Origin of the sequence: Acinetobacter sp. FDAARGOS_559 (genome assembly GCF_003940475.1) — a bacterium.
GTDB lineage: Bacteria > Pseudomonadota > Gammaproteobacteria > Pseudomonadales > Moraxellaceae > Acinetobacter > Acinetobacter baumannii.
This window is the reverse complement of sequence record NZ_RKJG01000005.1, coordinates 2,683,034-2,699,173: the sequence shown is the minus strand read 5'-3', so window position 1 is coordinate 2,699,173 and position 16,140 is coordinate 2,683,034. Positions and strand designations below refer to the sequence as shown.

The following is a 16,140-nucleotide window of genomic DNA, read 5'->3' as shown; positions in this document are numbered from 1 at the left end:
ATGGTTAACTCTGACTGACTTATTATTTTGATTGGTATTGATAGCTCATAATAGTGGTATATAAAGCCTCACCCTTATATACCTGGAATCTCACTGAATTCCCATAATACGCTTTTAAGCGCTGTTTAACATTTTCAAGAGCGATTCCATGCCCTTTCCGTGAATTTATTGTATCGTGTGTATAAGGGTTGGTAATGACTATACTGACCTGATTTTGCAATATTTCAACCAATACCCCAATGGTTGCTTTACCCATCATTGGCTCTACCCCATGAAAAATACTATTCTCTAATAAAGGTTGTAATGTCAATAAAGGAATAGTGACCTGCTTTAATTGCAAAGGTTCAATTTCCACTTTCCATTCGACTTTTAAACGCTCGCCCAAACGTATTTGCTCAATCATTAAATATTGTTTACTAAGCTCAATTTCTTCATGCAAGCTCACTAATTTTAATTCTTGAAAACTCGCCCTAAACAGTCGTGACAGGCTAATTAACATACTTTCTGCTTTATCTGGATCTATCGTTATTAAACTCACCACATTATTTAAACTATTAAATAAAAAATGAGGATGAATGCGAGCCTGCATTGCCTGAATACGGGCATTTAATTCTGCATATTGTTGGTGTAACCATTGTTCTCGAACATATAAATAACGCAGACAAAAGGCCCCTAATAATATTCCATAACTTAAATATAAAGGGACATTGGTAAAATAAATGCTCCAGTCCTGCGCTATAACAGATGTTTTTTTCAAAACTCCGAACTGAAAAAAATTGCTTATTATGGTGGTTACCACAACTATCGCTTGCAGCATAACAAAGCCAATTACCAAAGCATATTTTTGCTGTAGCTGACTAAAAAAATCCTGAAAATGTTCAACCAAGGCAAAAAAAGACAAAATCACCCAGTTAATAAAAACGATGTATTGTAAAAGACGTGAGCCATTTAACGCATGCCAAGACTGTGCTTCAGCCAAAGCTAAAACCAGAGCTAAAACATTACTTGCGATAATTAATTCTAATAAATGTTGCCAACGATCAATTTTCGTAAAAAAATAGGAGGAATTTTGATTTCGATATGCTGTAGAAAACAACTTTGTTTGTTGAGCTTCGGCAAGTGATATACTCTTTTTTATTTTACTGAGCCACCATGACCACATCTTCAAATCCCCCTAATTCAGCAGCCCCAAACCAAACCTCAGGTATGTGGGGTGGTCGTTTTTCTGAAGCGACGGATGCTTTTGTAGCCGAATTTACCGCCTCTGTTCAATTTGACCAGCGTTTTTATAAGCAAGACATCGCTGGTTCTATTGCGCATGCTACCATGCTTGCGAAAGTTGGCGTACTGACAGAAGCAGAACGAGACGACATTATTGAAGGTTTAAGCACCATTCGTGCAGAAATTGAAGCTGGAACTTTTGAATGGCGTATCGATCTTGAAGATGTTCACATGAACATTGAATCACGTTTGACTCAACGTATCGGTATTACAGGTAAAAAACTTCACACTGGCCGTAGCCGTAACGACCAAGTTGCAACTGATATCCGTCTTTATCTCCGCGACGAAATTGACGACATTTTAGGCTTATTAGAGCGTTTACAAAAAGGTTTGTTGGGCTTGGCTGCCAAAAATGTAAATACTATTATGCCTGGCTTTACACACTTACAAACAGCTCAACCGGTAACTTTCGGCCATCACTTGTTGGCATGGTTTGAAATGTTAGTTCGTGATACTGAACGTCTTCAAGACTGCCGTAAGCGTGTTAACCGTATGCCACTTGGCTCTGCGGCTCTCGCTGGTACAACTTACCCGATTGATCGTGCTTATACAGCAGAGTTACTAGGCTTCGAAGCTGTATCTGAAAACTCTCTTGATGCTGTATCTGACCGTGATTTTGCTATCGAATTTAATGCAGCAGCATCTTTAATCATGATGCATTTATCGCGTATGTCTGAAGAACTTATTCTTTGGACTTCTGCACAGTTTAAATTCGTAAATATTCCTGATCGCTTCTGTACTGGTTCTTCAATCATGCCGCAGAAGAAAAACCCTGATGTTCCAGAACTCATCCGTGGTAAATCTGGCCGCGTATTTGGTGACTTAATTAGCTTACTTACGCTTATGAAAGGTCAACCACTGGCGTACAACAAAGACAACCAAGAAGATAAAGAACCTTTATTTGATGCCATTGATACCGTCCGTGGTTCACTCATGGCGTTTGCTGACATGATCCCTGCATTGGTTCCAAATGTTGAAATCATGCGTGAAGCTGCTCTTCGCGGATTCTCTACAGCAACTGACCTTGCTGACTATCTAGTGAAAAAAGGCGTTGCGTTCCGTGATGCGCATGAAATTGTAGGTAAAGCTGTTGCATTAGGTGTTGCTGAAGAAAAAGATTTATCTGAGTTAACACTTGAGCAATTACAACAATTCTCTGACCTAATTACAGCAGATGTATTTGATAAAGCTTTGACACTAGAAGCTTCGGTAAATGCACGTGATCATATTGGCGGAACTTCACCAAAACAGGTTGAAGCTGCGATTGCACGTGCCCATAAACGTCTAGAACAGTTATACGCTTAAGGATACAAAATGAGTCGACAAGTATTTTGCCGTAAATACCAAAAGGAAATGGAAGGATTGGACTTTGCTCCATTTCCGGGTGCTAAAGGTCAGGAATTTTTTGAAAATGTTTCTAAGCAAGCATGGCAAGAATGGTTACAGCACCAAACTACGCTAATTAATGAAAAGCGTTTAAACGTGTTTGAACCAGAAGCGAAAAAATTCCTCGAAGAGCAACGTGAGAAGTTCTTCAATAATGATGAGAGCGTTGAAAAAGCGGAAGGCTGGAAACCAGAATAACAGGTTTATTCCAAGCCCATCATTTTAAAAAAGGCAGGTTTATATACATAGTCCTGCCTTTTTTTACGTGAAACTTACACAAACATATAAAGCCTTACATAGAGCGCACAGGACTCTACATGACATGAAATAGCTGAAACTTTAATATCAATTCATAGCAAGTAAGACACGATCCCTGTCGTGTTTTCTCTTAATGCACTTGATTTTCTGTCCTGAACTTCCCCCCAAAGTTCAGGACATTTTTTTATCTATTATTTTAAAAAAAATGAAAAAGCCTTGTCTAAAACAAGGCCCTTAAATATTTCAGCTCACATATTACTTTTCGTGTACTTTTGCTTCAATTTCTTCAATTTTGGTATGGCGTGCATCAAAGCCTTTTGCCATGTAAATGACTTGTTCAGCAATATTACGAGCATGGTCACCAATACGCTCTAAAGAACGTAAAACCCACATGACATTAATCACACGAGCAATATGACGCGGGTCTTCAATCATATAAGTCATTAAAGTACGCGTTGCCGACTGATATTCACGGTCAATGTCAGCATCGGCTAAAAGTACACGTAATGCCTGATCTGCATCTAAACGTGCAAAAGCATCAAGTGCGTCATGAATCATGACCCGTACTTGGTTACCAATATGACGTGTTTCCATGTAGCCACGAGGAGAACCGCCCTCTTCACATAGATTTTGCGCAATACGGGCAATTTTTGCAGCTTCATCCCCAATACGCTCTAGGTCAGTATTGGCTTTACTCATGGCAATTACCATACGCAAGTCAATTGCTGCCGGATGACGACGTGCCAAAATCAGCGTCAGCCCTTCATCAATATCACGTTCGTATTGATTGACCGCATTATCTTTAAATTGAACATCAATTGCTAAGTTCGCATCTGTATCAAGCAAAGAATGAATTGCATTGGCAACCTGTTGTTCGACCAAGCCACCCATGGTCATAAACTTTGTGTTCACATCTTGCAAATCTTCATTAAATTGAGAAGAAATATGATGGCTTAACACCGGATTACTCGGACTCAAGGGAAGCCTCCAACATGATGGCGCAGGGATAAAATGATTGAGCATTAAAACACATCAATCATTAAATTTTTATGACAAAATTAAATTTCAGATAAAAGCATTTTTTTATTACTGATACGTTAACCAGCTATTTAATTCAACTAGATCTTTTTCTCCTAGCTGACCTACAGCCGCTTTTAAACGTAATACATTTAATAAATAGTCATACTGAGCATTAAGATAATCCTGTTTTGCTGAAAAAGCATTACGCTGCGCCAATAAAACATCGACCATACTTTTTAAGCCTTCGTTATAACTTGCTTTTGAAGCTTGAGAAACAAGTGCTGAAGAGTCCATTGCCGCCTTTCTTGCTTCAAGCTTTGCTCGGTCGGTATCTACCTGCATAAAAGCACTTTTCACATCGACATTGGCACGGCGAATGGCCGCATCAAGTTGCGCTTGCGCTTTATTTAACTCCACACTGGCTTTTTTAATAGAAGTTCGGGTCCGGCCTCCATTAAATAAGTTCCAGTTCATTTCTACCCCGACCTGATCAAACTTCCCATCAGTCGAAATCAGCGTTTCTGGCGTTTGTTTGGTATAACCATAACTCGCCACTGCATCTATCTGTGGATAAAGTGCAGCTTTTTCCACACGACGTTGATCTTCAGCATATCGCTTTTGTAAACGTGCTTGTTGAATCTTTAAATTTTGCTGTTGGGCTAATCCTAACCACTCATCGAGCTGTGCCGGATAAGGTTTTTGAAAGATAAAATCACTTCTCAATACAGCAAGCCTATCTTGATAAGGACCAATATATTCAGATAGTTGCTCTTGAGCCAATAGAAGCTGCACATTGGTAGCAATACGGTTGGCTCGGGCATTTTGATATTGGGCATTTGCTTCACTCACATCACTACGTGCTACCAACCCTTCTTTAAGCTTGGCGTTCATCATATTGAGCTGTTCAAGCAAGGCTTTTTCTTCTTGTAAATATGCAGCGGTAAGTGCCTGCTGACGCAGTACATTAAAATAGGCTTCAGCTACATTTAAAACATGATCTTGTTTTTGCAGTCTTAAAGTAACTTCACTAAGAGCAACAGAAGTTTTAACCTGTTTATAACCTTCCCATGCATCCATACGAAAAAGAGGCTGACGGGCAGATAAAGTAGCCTGTTTGGTAGTCGATGTATTACTTACCAAAGCATCGGAAAGTCCTTCCTGATCAACACCGGGAAAATTTGAACGCTTTACCGTTTGTCGATTACGGGTAATATTTCCAGACAATGTAACTGTTGGTAATAAAGCGCCTGTTGCTAAGCCTAAATTAAGCTGATCTGCTTCAAACTGTTGTTGATTCGCTTGCCACGTCGGATCATTTAGTTTTGCGCGCTCATAAGTTTCAACTAAATCTAGAGCAAAACTCGACGATGTAAAACTCCATAAACCCGCAACAAGCATTAATTTTATTTTCATTGTTTAAATCAACGATAAAACTTGGCTTTAAGACTAAGAAAAATTTAATTTAAACTCAAGCCAGTAAAAGTTTTCATTTTTTATGTATTTTCAGGCTTTGATAACATCAAAATACAAATGAAAATCAAAAACATGCCTACCCACCCAATCCATGAGACACTCTCGCCAACCAAAACAATGGCAAAAATTGCTGCAACAAGAGGTTCAAATAAAGTTAAAGTGGTGGCTTTACTCGCATTTACAGTTTTTAACCCGAAACCAAAAAGTAAATAACCTAAAAACATAGGGATAAGCATCATATAGCCAGCAACAAGTAAATTTGTTGAACTTTGCAGTAACCCACCACCTGTAATTAATAAAGTTGGAAGCAAGATGACTGCCCCACCTCCCATAATCATGCCCATTGCAGCTTTAGCTGCAATACCTCGGTCTATTAATCTTTTTGCAGCCCATGAATAAAGTGAATAGGTTGCACCCGCTACCAGCCCAAGAAAAATACCAAAAATTTTATTCCATTCATTTGTACTCTCTTGTGCTGCGTGGCTTTCGCCCATAGATAACAAACTTACCCCTACAACGCCCAACACAAAACTTAGGAACCATGTTTTAGATAAAACTTTACGGTCAAAGAATCGCTCTAAAACTGCTGCAATGAGTGGAGCCGAACCAATTGAAACCACCGTACCAATCGTAATTCCGGCATAATGCATGGAAGAATAAAAAGCTAGGGGATATATCCCAACTGCCATAACACCTAAAAGAATAATAGAAATATTTCGCCCAATAAATTGTCGGTGTTCCCGAATGGCCTGAGATGCAATCAATGCCTGTAAAAGCCCACCTCCCCCCATAGCAACCGCGCCAATTGCAAGTGGTCCGAGTGTTGGGGCAAATGCTGCGGCTGTCCCCGTGGTTCCCCATAAGAAAGAGGCTACTAAAATTGCAATAGTGCCACCATAACTACTATTTTTAATAAGGCTAATCATGTTGGCATTCTCGATCTAAAATATCTTCTGCCATTTGTCTCGCTAATTGAAGTTGACGGCTACTACCCTCTAAACCAGCTCTTGCCATCGACCCTTCTAATAAAAAAGAAAGTTGTGCGGCGATATAGCTAACACGCTGTGAATCTTTTAATAAGCGATTTAAATGCTCGGCAACAATCGCCTCAACTTGTTCTTTATGTTGTCTTACAGCATTTCGTCCTGAACTGTTCGCTGGGAACTCTGCGGCAGCATTTAATAGCCCACATCCTCGAAAACCCTTTTCATAAGCAAACTCGGCATGATCTTGATAGGCATCAAATACGGCCAAAATAGCTTCTTTAGCTGTTTTTGTTTTTTCTAAACGCTTTTGATAAAGGTCTAACCACTCTTGATGTCGTGCAGCAATATAGGCATCAACAAGTTCACCTTTTGAAGAAAAATTATTGTAAAGCGACATTTTGGCTACATCTGCTTTAGCCGTAACCGTATTAATTCCTGTTGCGGTAATGCCATCGTTATAAAACAGTGTTGCCGCTGCATCGAGAATTTTCTGTCTTGCTGTTTTATCATTCATAGCTTTTACCTAAGTAGACCGACCTACCTAATAATAAAGATTTCTAACAGTGATGCAATCTTTTTAAGCGTTATAATTTGAGCAATATCAATTTCGATAAAAATATAAAGATGAAAAAAATTCTAATGATGAGTATGTGCAGTGCACTACTTTTAGCTGGCTGCAATAAAACCTCACAGCAAGATCAAACTGTATCTAAAGAGCAAAAATCAACTGCGCAAAAGGCCACCGAACAGCGAGACAGTAGCTGCTTACAAATTATGGTAGCCATGCACACGATTAATCAGAACAGTAAAATAGAAGACTTAAATCAAATTAATGAAAAGCTTAAAACCTGTGTTCCTTCGTTAAAAAATGAGGAACAGCTTAAGCTAATTGAAGCTTCAACAGCCATGTATCAGCGTTTTCTAAAACAAGACTACACTGATAAAACAGCTAGAGCTTTTGAAGCATTTGGCTATGCTGTTTTAGAACAGAAACAAGACCTTAAAAAGGTGATTCAAAGTCAGAAAAAGCTCTTCGCCCAACTGAGCCCGCGTGATCAATATTTACTTCAACATGAAGGCCAAGCCTATATTGAGCTGCTCTATCAAGGTGAAGGTATGTTTACTTATCGTCGCCAGCCAAACTACTTAGTTGATGTTTTTTCTAAGGCTTTACCTGCTGACCAGAAAGAATTTTTATCTCGTATGGCGAAAGACAATCAAGACATTTTCTATAACGATGGTGCTTTGGCTGTTTCATGGAAAGAGCTCACTGAACGTGCTTTATTTTGGGAAAAGTTTATTCAAAAATATCCAAAGAGTTATTTTATTAATGATGCCAAATTACTCTTTAATGAATATCGATACTTCATTTTCTTTGGTCTAGATAACACACCTGTGTCAAATGAATATGCCCCGAACACATGGTTTGACCCTGATGCACTTCAGCAAATCCGCTTTTTATCAACTCAGAGCCAATCAAGTTTAGCGAAACCTGCCCAACAATTTCTTAAATTTATTGCCACCCCTGTCGATGAGCGCAATAAGCAATTTAAAATAGATTTAACTGATGAAAATGGGCAAAAGAAATCTACCTATCAGATTGTGCATGAACAACTTGAACAGTTATTAAAATTTGATTCGCCATGGAACACGGAAGTCTATCGTGACTGCCATATAGATGCGGTTTGTATAGATACAAATTGACAATGCCAGCCAACCTAAAACATGTTAGTCTTTAAATCGCTTGACGGAGCGCGAGTAATAGCTCGCTGAGATTGTGTAAATTTCGTGTTATCGCAACACCAGTTTGATCACAAGTACCGTTGAACCTGATCAGGTTAAGACCTGCGTAGGAATCAAGCCATCTGAAAACCTAAGCCCTCAATTTATCTAGTTCAAGATAAATCCGCCATCGTTTTTGGTCGTGCTTGATTCGTTGATGTTATTCATAAGGATCATGTGATGAACCAATTAACGAATCTCTCTTCTGCTGAAATTTCAGCACAACATGAACAAGATGCAAAAGACTTAACCCGCATCTTACCCGCTTCTAAAAAAGTTTATATTGAAGGCTCTCGCCCTGATATTCAGGTTCCAATGCGAGAAATTTCTTTAACCGATACCCCAACTGGCCTTGGTGGTGAGCACAACCCACCTATTATGATATATGACACTTCAGGTGTTTATACTGACCCGAATGTTCAAATTGATTTAAACAAAGGTTTACCTTCAGTTCGTCAAAAATGGATTGAAGAGCGTAACGATACTGACGTTCTTTCTGGCCTAACTTCAAAGTTTGGACAAGAGCGTTTAAAAGATATTCGTACTGCTGATATTCGCTTTGCACATATTCAAAACCCACGCCGCGCTAAAGCAGGCAAAAATGTCACTCAAATGCACTATGCCAAGCAAGGTATTATCACGCCTGAAATGGAATATATTGCAATTCGTGAAAATCAGCGTCAACGTGAAGCTGTAGATATGCGCCAGCACCCAGGTCAAAACTTTGGTGCGAAAAACTTAAAAGAAATTACACCTGAGTTTGTTCGCCAAGAAGTTGCCGAAGGCCGCGCTATTATTCCTGCCAACATTAACCACCCAGAACTTGAACCAATGATTATTGGCCGTAACTTCTTGGTTAAGATTAATGCCAATATTGGTAACTCGGCGCTTGGTTCTTCAATTGATGAAGAAGTTGCGAAAATGACATGGGCAACCCGTTGGGGCGCTGACACCATTATGGACTTGTCTACAGGTAAGAACATTCATGAAACACGTGAATGGATTATTCGTAACTCACCAGTTCCAATCGGTACCGTACCAATTTATCAAGCACTTGAAAAAGTTGATGGTGTTGCTGAGAACCTGACTTGGGAAATCTTTAAAGACACGCTGATTGAACAAGCTGAACAAGGCGTTGACTACTTCACGATTCACGCAGGTGTATTGCTTCGCTATGTGCCACTTACAGCAAACCGCTTAACAGGTATTGTGTCTCGTGGTGGTTCAATCATGGCGCAGTGGTGTCTCGCTCATCATGAAGAGAACTTCTTATACACACACTTCGATGAAATCTGTGAAATCATGAAAGCCTATGACGTGTCATTTAGCTTAGGCGATGGCTTACGTCCGGGTTGTATTCAAGATGCAAATGACGAAGCGCAGTTCAGTGAACTTAAAACACTGGGTGAGCTGACTCACCGTGCATGGGAACATGATGTTCAGGTCATGATCGAAGGTCCGGGTCATGTACCAATGCACATGATTAAAGAGAACATGGACTTGCAGTTAGAAGTGTGTAAAGAAGCTCCATTCTATACGCTTGGACCTTTAACCACAGATATCGCTCCGGGTTATGACCACATTACTTCTGCTATTGGTGCAGCCATGATTGGGTGGTATGGCACAGCAATGCTTTGCTATGTGACACCTAAAGAACATTTAGGTTTGCCAAACAAGAAAGATGTGAAAGACGGAATTATTACCTACAAGATTGCAGCACACGCAGCCGATCTTGCCAAAGGTCATCCGGGTGCACAGGTTCGTGATAATGCCTTGTCTAAAGCACGTTTCGAATTCCGTTGGGATGACCAGTTCAACCTAAGCCTAGACCCCGATACAGCACGCAGCATGCATGACGAGACTTTACCAAAAGAAGCGCATAAATCTGCTCACTTTTGCTCAATGTGTGGTCCAAAATTCTGTTCGATGAAAATCACCCAGAATGTACGTGACTATGCCAACAATCTCACCAATAGCGATTCAGAGGTTGAAGAAGGCCTCAAAGCGATGAAAGAGGTTGAAGAAGGCCTCAAAGCGATGAAAGAGGTTTATCAAGAGCAAGGACAAAAACTGTATCATAAAGTGTAAATATTCAAAAAAAACACTTGCCTAGCCATGATTCTCGGTTAGGATGAAATAAATAGATTTCGTCCTGATCGAATCATGAGTATTGTCGAGCGTCCAAGTTATACATCTAAAGATGTCGAAGTAACATCACGTGAACCTCTGTTCAGTGGTTTTATTCAAGTTGAAAAAGTCAGCCTTCGACATCGTCTATTTAATCAATCTGAATATACTCCTGTATTGCAGCGCGAACTTGTGCATCGGCCTGAAGCGGCTGGCGTTCTACTCTACAATGATCAAAAACAACAGTTTGCCCTGATTGAACAGTTTCGTGTTGGTGCTTTAGATGACTCCCATTCGCCATGGCAACTCGAAATTATCGCAGGTGTATTAGATGGCAATGAATCACCAGAAAGTTGCATTCGACGCGAGAGCCTTGAAGAATCAGGTTGCGAAGTTCAGGATTTAGAGCATCTATTTAGTTTTTACCCATCAGCTGGCGCCTGTTCAGAGTTATTTCATCTGTATGTTGCCGAAACCAATTTACCTGCTGTAGGCGGTGTTTTTGGGGTAGATAATGAGGGTGAAAATATTCAGCTGCATTTGTTTAGTTATAGTGAAATTCAAACACTACTCGACAGCGGACGTTTAAGAAATGCCCCTGTTATTATGGCATTACAATGGCTGGCTCAACACAGCAAAACGATAATAAATCCGAAGAGGTAGGACGGTGACTTTTCAAGTCTCAACACTTTCACAAAAAAATCATGTCATCATACAAATTACCGATACACATTTATTGGAGTATCCACAGCTAGAATTTGTGGGGATGAATCCTGAAGAAAGTTTCCACGCCATTATTCAACAGATACTAAAACAACATCCCGAAGCTGATGCGATTATTCATACCGGTGACCTCGCACAAGCGCCAACACCTATTACCTACAAACGTTATATCAATTTTATGCAAACCTTGGGCCTGCCTTTTTTCCAGACCCTCGGCAATCATGACAATGTCGACCACTTTCCTCTACATAACGAAAACCATCAACAACCTGTAGTTGTCGGTTTAGGAAACTGGCGTGTGATTATGCTAAATAGCGCGGTAAAGGGAAAAGTAGATGGTCATCTGTCTTCGGAACAATTAGAAAATTTAGCGAATTTACTTGAACAATTTGCAGATCATCCTGTTTTGCTGGCTTGTCATCACCATCCATTTGCCATGAAATCAAAATGGATTGACCACCATAAGCTTCAAAACTCAAATGCACTTTTAGATACCTTAAGTCCATTTCAAAATGTGAAGGCCCTAGTCTGCGGACATGTTCATCAAGATTCCCTTAATATCTGGCAAGGTATCGAGTTTTTTTCTACGCCTTCCACAAGTGTACAGTTTAAGCCGTTTAGTAATGATTTTGCACTCGACCAAAATGCACCGGGTTATCGTTACATTCGTCTGAACAACGATGGTAGTTTTGAAACAAAAGTGTTTCGCCTTGAAAATTTCAAAACCCGTATAAATACTGATATTTCAGGTTATTAGCTCTAAAGTTTATATAACCCAAAAGAATTATGACTAGGGTAAACACGTTTTGAAAATATTTACGGGACAGAATGACTATCATCTTGCAGGAAAAATCTATATGATGACGACCCGATGGAAAAATCCATCGATGGTTTTCTATAAAAACACTTGCATATCACCATATTTTTTGCGTATAGATAATACGTGTATGATGAGGAATGCCCTATTATGGCGAATGACAACCACAACCAAGTTTTGGATGAACATACAGAAGTTGTAGTAGAAGGTGATAAAGCTTCTGCAAAACGTGCACGTAAAGTGAAACCTAAAACTTCTGACGTAGGCTCAACTGCAAGTTTATTTGGTATTGCACCTTATCAACCTAAGAAAAATGAAGAGTACATGTCGGAAGGACAGCTCGAGCATTTCCGACAAATTCTGCAAGCATGGAAAGCTGAATTAATGTCTGAAGTTGATCGTACTTTAAATACGATGCAAGATGAATCAACTGCATTGCCAGACGTAAATGACCGTGCTACCCAAGAAGAAGAATTTGCAATTGAATTACGTACACGTGACCGTGAACGTAAATTAATTCGTAAAATCGAACAATCTCTTGAAGCGATTAAAAACGAAGACTACGGTTTCTGTGAAACTTGTGGTATCGAAATCGGCTTACGTCGTTTAGAAGCACGTCCAACTGCAACGTTATGTATTGACTGCAAAACTTTGGCAGAAATTAAAGAGAAGCAAAATAACGGTTAATTGTGACGGTTAAGAATTCTCCAGCCGAGCTTAGTTCGGCTCTTGTGAATCAGCGAAACGATGTTCCACTGATTCGCTACTCAGGTCGGTTTGCGCCCTCGCCAACCGGCCCTTTACATTTCGGATCACTCATTACTGCTGTTGCCAGTTACTGCGATGCCAGAGCCCATCAAGGTCGATGGTTAGTTCGTGTTGAAGACACCGATATTCCCCGCATCTACCCCGGTAGTGAAGACCATATACTCGCATCAATTGAAGCTTTTCAGTTCGATCCGGATGCCGAGATCATTTTTCAAAAAGATCGCCTAGATATTTACGAAAGTGTATTAGACCAACTTAAAAAAGAGGGTCTGGTTTACGCCTGTCAATGTACCCGTAAAATGCTCGGTTCAAACGCTATCTATGCAGGCACATGCCGAGATTTGCAGCTCGACTTCCAACATCAAGCCATTCGGGTAAAAGTTCAAGATCAGCCAATCTGTTTCAATGACCGCCTACAAGGGCTTCATTGTTCTAATCTAGAGCATGACCTTGGTGATTTTGTCCTCAAACGCCGTGATGGAATTATTAACTACCAGCTTGCTGTCGTCGTAGATGATTACCTACAAGGCATTACTCACGTTGTGCGAGGCGCAGACCTCTTAGATAACACTGAGCGTCAAATCTGGCTTGGTCAGCTCCTCGGCTACCCTAAGCTGAGTTACATGCATCTTCCGCTCGCCATGAACGACCAAGGGCAAAAACTTTCAAAGCAAAACCTTGCCCATGCACTTGATTTAACTAAAGCTCCTGAGTTACTACAACAAGCCATACAAGCCTTAGGTCAACCACAGGTTGATTTAGATCGTCCCGAAGTGATGCTCAAGCAGGCGGTAACCCAGTGGAATGTAGATTTGATTCCTCATGGGCAACAACTTTGCGGAACATATCTATAAATAATAAAAAGCCCGATTTGATATCGGGCTTTTTATAACGCTTCATGGTTTAGAAGTTTGATTCTTCCCTCTCAGGGTTCACTTCTTGAGTTGAAGCATCAATCTTTAAGATCAAGCTAATCATAGCTGCACACATCATTAAAGACGTACCACCATAACTAATAAATGGCAGAGTTAAACCTTTGGTTGGCATTAAGCCCATGTTCATACCCGCATTTACCAAAATCTGGAGTAAGAAAATAATACTAATACCGTAAGCCAAATAGCCTGCGCGAAGATAATGATGTTTCAAGGCACGGTGGCCGATTTTGATACAACATGCCAGCATCAAGAAAGATAAGCCAATGACAATCGAAATACCAAAGAAACCAAATTCTTCACCTAACACAGCCAACATAAAGTCAGTATGCGCTTCTGGTAAATAGGAAAGCTTTTGAACACTATGCCCCAAGCCTGTACCAAACCACTCACCACGACCAAAAGCCATTAACGCATTTGATAACTGATAACCTACCCCTAATGGGTCCGCCCAAGGGTCAGTAAACGAAATCAAACGTTGGAAACGGTAAGGTTCAAATAAAATTAAAAACACAATACCCGTGACAATTGCACCAAGCATGATTAAGAATTGTGTTGGAGGCGCACCCGCTAAAAAGAACACCCCGACCATCATCATGACAATAACCACCGTCGCACCCAAGTCAGGCTCGGCAATAATTAAACCTACCGTAATTGCCATAACGCCACTTAAACGAAGTAAGCCTTTCCAGTGGGTACGGACTTCTTTAGCACGGCGTACTACGTAATCTGCGGTAAAGATGGCCATCATAACCTTGGCAACCTCTGTTGGCTGCAAGGTAAAACCACCAATTTTAATCCAACGTGTAGAACCATTGACTTCCGAACCTACAGCCAAAGCCGCAAGTAACAGAACCATGGTTAATAACCACAATGGAAACGTATTTTTAAACCATGTATTGAGTGATATTCGATAGGTTAAATAAGCCACCACGCCAGCAGCAACGATTGAGATCCCATGACGAATCACATAGTGAAATGGGTTTTCATGCATATATTCAGCATAAGGCATGGAAGCAGATGCGACCATCACCGAACCGATACATAACAATGCAACCACACAGAAAATCAAGACATTACGTGGCGTCACTTCCGCTGGCCATTTCGGCAATATCCGTTCATACCAATGATTGATTTTCTGGATTGTGGTCTGAGCTAAGCCTGCCATACTACATTCCTAATCATATTTTCTTTAAACCAACGAATTGACGCAGGCAACAAACTGCTGACCACGGTCATTATAACTTTTAAACATATCAAAACTTGCACATGCGGGTGATAGCAATACCACATCTTCAGCTTGTGTTTCACGTTGACACAGCTCAACAGCTTCTTTAAGCGTTGCTGCATGTAAAATTTTAGTTGCGCCTTGAATGGCCTGTTCGATGACAGGCGCATCTTCACCAATCAATACCACAACTTTGGCATATTTTTCGATAGAAGAACGTAAAGGAGAAAAATCTTGTCCTTTGCCCTGTCCACCTAAAATAAGTGCAACCTTACCTTTTTTCACTTCAATGGCAGCACCTAAGCCATCAATTGCTGCAAGTGTAGCACCAACATTGGTACCTTTAGAGTCATTATAATAACGGACATCATGCACGGTTTTAACGTACTCACAGCGGTGCTCTAATCCTTTAAATTGTTTTAAAGTTTCAAGCATTGACTCCAAAGGTAAACCAATTGCCTCCCCCAATGCTAAACACGCTAAAGCATTGGCTACGTTGTGCATACCTTGAATATATAAATCTGAGCTTTTAATTAAACGCTGTAAACCACGAGCAAGCCAAAGCGTACCGTCGGCATCTCTTAAAACGCCATATTGATTTAAATCCGGTGCGTTTAAACCAAAGCTTTGCAATGGTGTCGTATCTGGAACAAGTGGGCGGCTTAAAGCATCGTCTCGGTTAAATACAACTTTTTTAGCGCCTTGGAAAATACGATGTTTTGCTTGATGATACCCCAGCATATTTCCATGACGGTCTAAATGGTCTTCACTCATATTGAGAACCACGGCTACCTCAGCGTTTAAGTGAGAGGTGGTTTCTAATTGAAAGCTTGATAACTCAAGCACCAGCAACTCTGGTTGATCTTTAAGTAAATCTAACGCTGGTCGACCAAGGTTGCCGCCTACTGCAACTTTCTTACCTGCATCCTTAGCCATTAAGCCAATTAAAGTCGTTACAGTACTTTTTGCATTGGAACCTGTAATCGCTACAATCGGCACATCAGTGGCACGGCGCAATAACTGGATATCGCCCACCACAGAAATACCCTTAGCAATAGCTGCCTGAATTTCCGGTAATTGCGGTGCAAGGCCTGGGCTTAAAATAATCTCTTCTGCTTGTAATAATAATTCTTGATCAAGTTTACCAAAACTGGTTTTAACGCCAGCCGGAATCTGATCGTGTCCGGGAGGTGTGGGGCGGGAATCCGTTACAGCAACTTGGTAGCCTTGTTCATGCAGGAAATTTACAGCAGAAACGCCTGATATTCCCAAGCCTGCGACAACTTTTAATCCACCACGTTGTATTAACATTTTTGCCCCACAATTTATCAATCGACAGAATGGCAAAAATGTTAGCAC

15 protein-coding genes and 1 riboswitch are annotated in these 16,140 nt (G+C 40.5%); of the genes, 8 read left to right on the top strand and 7 right to left on the bottom strand.

The window, feature by feature from the left end:
- Positions 1 to 22: 22 nt before the first annotated feature.
- Entirely contained in the window at positions 23 to 1,162 is a 1,140-nt protein-coding gene (locus EGS71_RS14470; protein ID WP_000269799.1) for a sensor histidine kinase, read from the bottom strand.
- On the opposite strand from EGS71_RS14470, the gene argH reads away from it, so the two are divergent.
- On the top strand, positions 1,153 to 2,586 hold the full coding sequence (gene argH, locus EGS71_RS14465; protein ID WP_000213740.1) for an argininosuccinate lyase: 1,434 nt from the start codon (positions 1,153 to 1,155) through the stop codon (positions 2,584 to 2,586). The genes EGS71_RS14470 and argH overlap by 10 nt on opposite strands.
- A gap of 9 nt (positions 2,587 to 2,595) precedes the next feature.
- The gene (locus EGS71_RS14460; protein WP_000089996.1) at positions 2,596 to 2,865 is read left to right on the top strand and encodes an oxidative damage protection protein; all 270 of its coding nucleotides are present in this window, start codon (positions 2,596 to 2,598) and stop codon (positions 2,863 to 2,865) included.
- Positions 2,866 to 3,180: 315 nt separating this feature from the next.
- Here the strand turns inward: EGS71_RS14460 and phoU are convergent, their stop codons facing one another.
- From phoU to EGS71_RS14440, 4 genes are all read right to left on the bottom strand, one after another.
- Positions 3,181 to 3,903 (bottom strand): phosphate signaling complex protein PhoU, encoded by a 723-nt coding sequence (phoU, locus tag EGS71_RS14455; protein ID WP_000075183.1) that lies wholly within the window; start codon positions 3,901 to 3,903, stop codon positions 3,181 to 3,183.
- 108 nt (positions 3,904 to 4,011) lie between these two features.
- Positions 4,012 to 5,343: a TolC family outer membrane protein gene (locus EGS71_RS14450; RefSeq protein WP_000959183.1), complete on the bottom strand. Its 1,332-nt coding sequence runs from the start codon at positions 5,341 to 5,343 to the stop codon at positions 4,012 to 4,014.
- Positions 5,344 to 5,438: 95 nt separating this feature from the next.
- A complete protein-coding gene (locus EGS71_RS14445; RefSeq protein ID WP_000624461.1) occupies positions 5,439 to 6,344 on the bottom strand; it encodes a DMT family transporter in 906 nt (301 codons plus the stop codon).
- A complete protein-coding gene (locus EGS71_RS14440; RefSeq protein WP_000998523.1) occupies positions 6,337 to 6,918 on the bottom strand; it encodes a TetR/AcrR family transcriptional regulator in 582 nt (193 codons plus the stop codon). The genes EGS71_RS14445 and EGS71_RS14440 overlap by 8 nt, the downstream gene beginning before the upstream one ends.
- A gap of 110 nt (positions 6,919 to 7,028) precedes the next feature.
- Here EGS71_RS14440 and EGS71_RS14435 point away from each other — a divergent pair, with 110 nt between their 5' ends.
- The 6 genes from EGS71_RS14435 (at position 7,029) to gluQRS (ending at position 13,475) form a co-directional block, all read left to right on the top strand.
- A complete protein-coding gene (locus tag EGS71_RS14435) occupies positions 7,029 to 8,108 on the top strand; it encodes a hypothetical protein (RefSeq protein ID WP_000722632.1) in 1,080 nt (359 codons plus the stop codon).
- A gap of 34 nt (positions 8,109 to 8,142) precedes the next feature.
- Positions 8,143 to 8,277, top strand: a riboswitch (TPP riboswitch).
- 89 nt (positions 8,278 to 8,366) lie between these two features.
- The gene (gene thiC, locus EGS71_RS14430; RefSeq protein WP_001072853.1) at positions 8,367 to 10,274 is read left to right on the top strand and encodes a phosphomethylpyrimidine synthase ThiC; all 1,908 of its coding nucleotides are present in this window, start codon (positions 8,367 to 8,369) and stop codon (positions 10,272 to 10,274) included.
- Positions 10,275 to 10,349: 75 nt separating this feature from the next.
- Positions 10,350 to 10,976: an NUDIX domain-containing protein gene (locus EGS71_RS14425; protein WP_000029221.1), complete on the top strand. Its 627-nt coding sequence runs from the start codon at positions 10,350 to 10,352 to the stop codon at positions 10,974 to 10,976.
- Positions 10,977 to 10,980: 4 nt separating this feature from the next.
- Positions 10,981 to 11,793 carry a 3',5'-cyclic-AMP phosphodiesterase gene (gene cpdA / locus EGS71_RS14420; protein WP_000143915.1) on the top strand — a complete coding sequence of 271 codons (813 nt, stop codon included), beginning with the start codon at positions 10,981 to 10,983 and terminating at the stop codon, positions 11,791 to 11,793.
- Between the two features lie 210 nt (positions 11,794 to 12,003).
- A complete protein-coding gene (dksA, locus tag EGS71_RS14415; protein WP_001262524.1) occupies positions 12,004 to 12,540 on the top strand; it encodes an RNA polymerase-binding protein DksA in 537 nt (178 codons plus the stop codon).
- Between the two features lie 2 nt (positions 12,541 to 12,542).
- Positions 12,543 to 13,475, top strand: a complete 933-nt coding sequence (gene gluQRS, locus EGS71_RS14410) for a tRNA glutamyl-Q(34) synthetase GluQRS (protein WP_000216744.1) — start codon at positions 12,543 to 12,545, stop codon at positions 13,473 to 13,475.
- A 49-nt stretch (positions 13,476 to 13,524) separates the two neighbouring features.
- Here gluQRS and ftsW read toward each other — a convergent pair whose 3' ends face one another.
- Both ftsW and murD read right to left on the bottom strand, forming a co-directional pair.
- On the bottom strand, positions 13,525 to 14,721 hold the full coding sequence (gene ftsW, locus EGS71_RS14405; RefSeq protein ID WP_000907680.1) for a putative lipid II flippase FtsW: 1,197 nt from the start codon (positions 14,719 to 14,721) through the stop codon (positions 13,525 to 13,527).
- A 24-nt stretch (positions 14,722 to 14,745) separates the two neighbouring features.
- On the bottom strand, positions 14,746 to 16,092 hold the full coding sequence (murD, locus tag EGS71_RS14400; RefSeq protein WP_000908235.1) for a UDP-N-acetylmuramoyl-L-alanine--D-glutamate ligase: 1,347 nt from the start codon (positions 16,090 to 16,092) through the stop codon (positions 14,746 to 14,748).
- Positions 16,093 to 16,140 lie beyond the last annotated feature (48 nt).

Bases quoted from the DNA above. Each gene is read 5' to 3' on its own strand.
- EGS71_RS14435 (WP_000722632.1), top strand. From the start codon at position 7,029: ATGAAAAAAATTCTAATGATGAGTATGTGCAGTGCACTACTTTTAGCT.
- EGS71_RS14460 (WP_000089996.1), top strand. From the start codon at position 2,596: ATGAGTCGACAAGTATTTTGCCGTAAATACCAAAAGGAAATGGAAGGA.
- dksA (WP_001262524.1), top strand. From the start codon at position 12,004: ATGGCGAATGACAACCACAACCAAGTTTTGGATGAACATACAGAAGTT.
- murD (WP_000908235.1), bottom strand. From the start codon at position 16,092: ATGTTAATACAACGTGGTGGATTAAAAGTTGTCGCAGGCTTGGGAATA.
- EGS71_RS14470 (WP_000269799.1), bottom strand. From the start codon at position 1,162: ATGTGGTCATGGTGGCTCAGTAAAATAAAAAAGAGTATATCACTTGCC.
- argH (WP_000213740.1), top strand. From the start codon at position 1,153: ATGACCACATCTTCAAATCCCCCTAATTCAGCAGCCCCAAACCAAACC.
- EGS71_RS14440 (WP_000998523.1), bottom strand. From the start codon at position 6,918: ATGAATGATAAAACAGCAAGACAGAAAATTCTCGATGCAGCGGCAACA.
- EGS71_RS14450 (WP_000959183.1), bottom strand. From the start codon at position 5,343: ATGCTTGTTGCGGGTTTATGGAGTTTTACATCGTCGAGTTTTGCTCTA.
- thiC (WP_001072853.1), top strand. From the start codon at position 8,367: ATGAACCAATTAACGAATCTCTCTTCTGCTGAAATTTCAGCACAACAT.
- ftsW (WP_000907680.1), bottom strand. From the start codon at position 14,721: ATGGCAGGCTTAGCTCAGACCACAATCCAGAAAATCAATCATTGGTAT.
- EGS71_RS14445 (WP_000624461.1), bottom strand. From the start codon at position 6,344: ATGATTAGCCTTATTAAAAATAGTAGTTATGGTGGCACTATTGCAATT.
- EGS71_RS14425 (WP_000029221.1), top strand. From the start codon at position 10,350: ATGAGTATTGTCGAGCGTCCAAGTTATACATCTAAAGATGTCGAAGTA.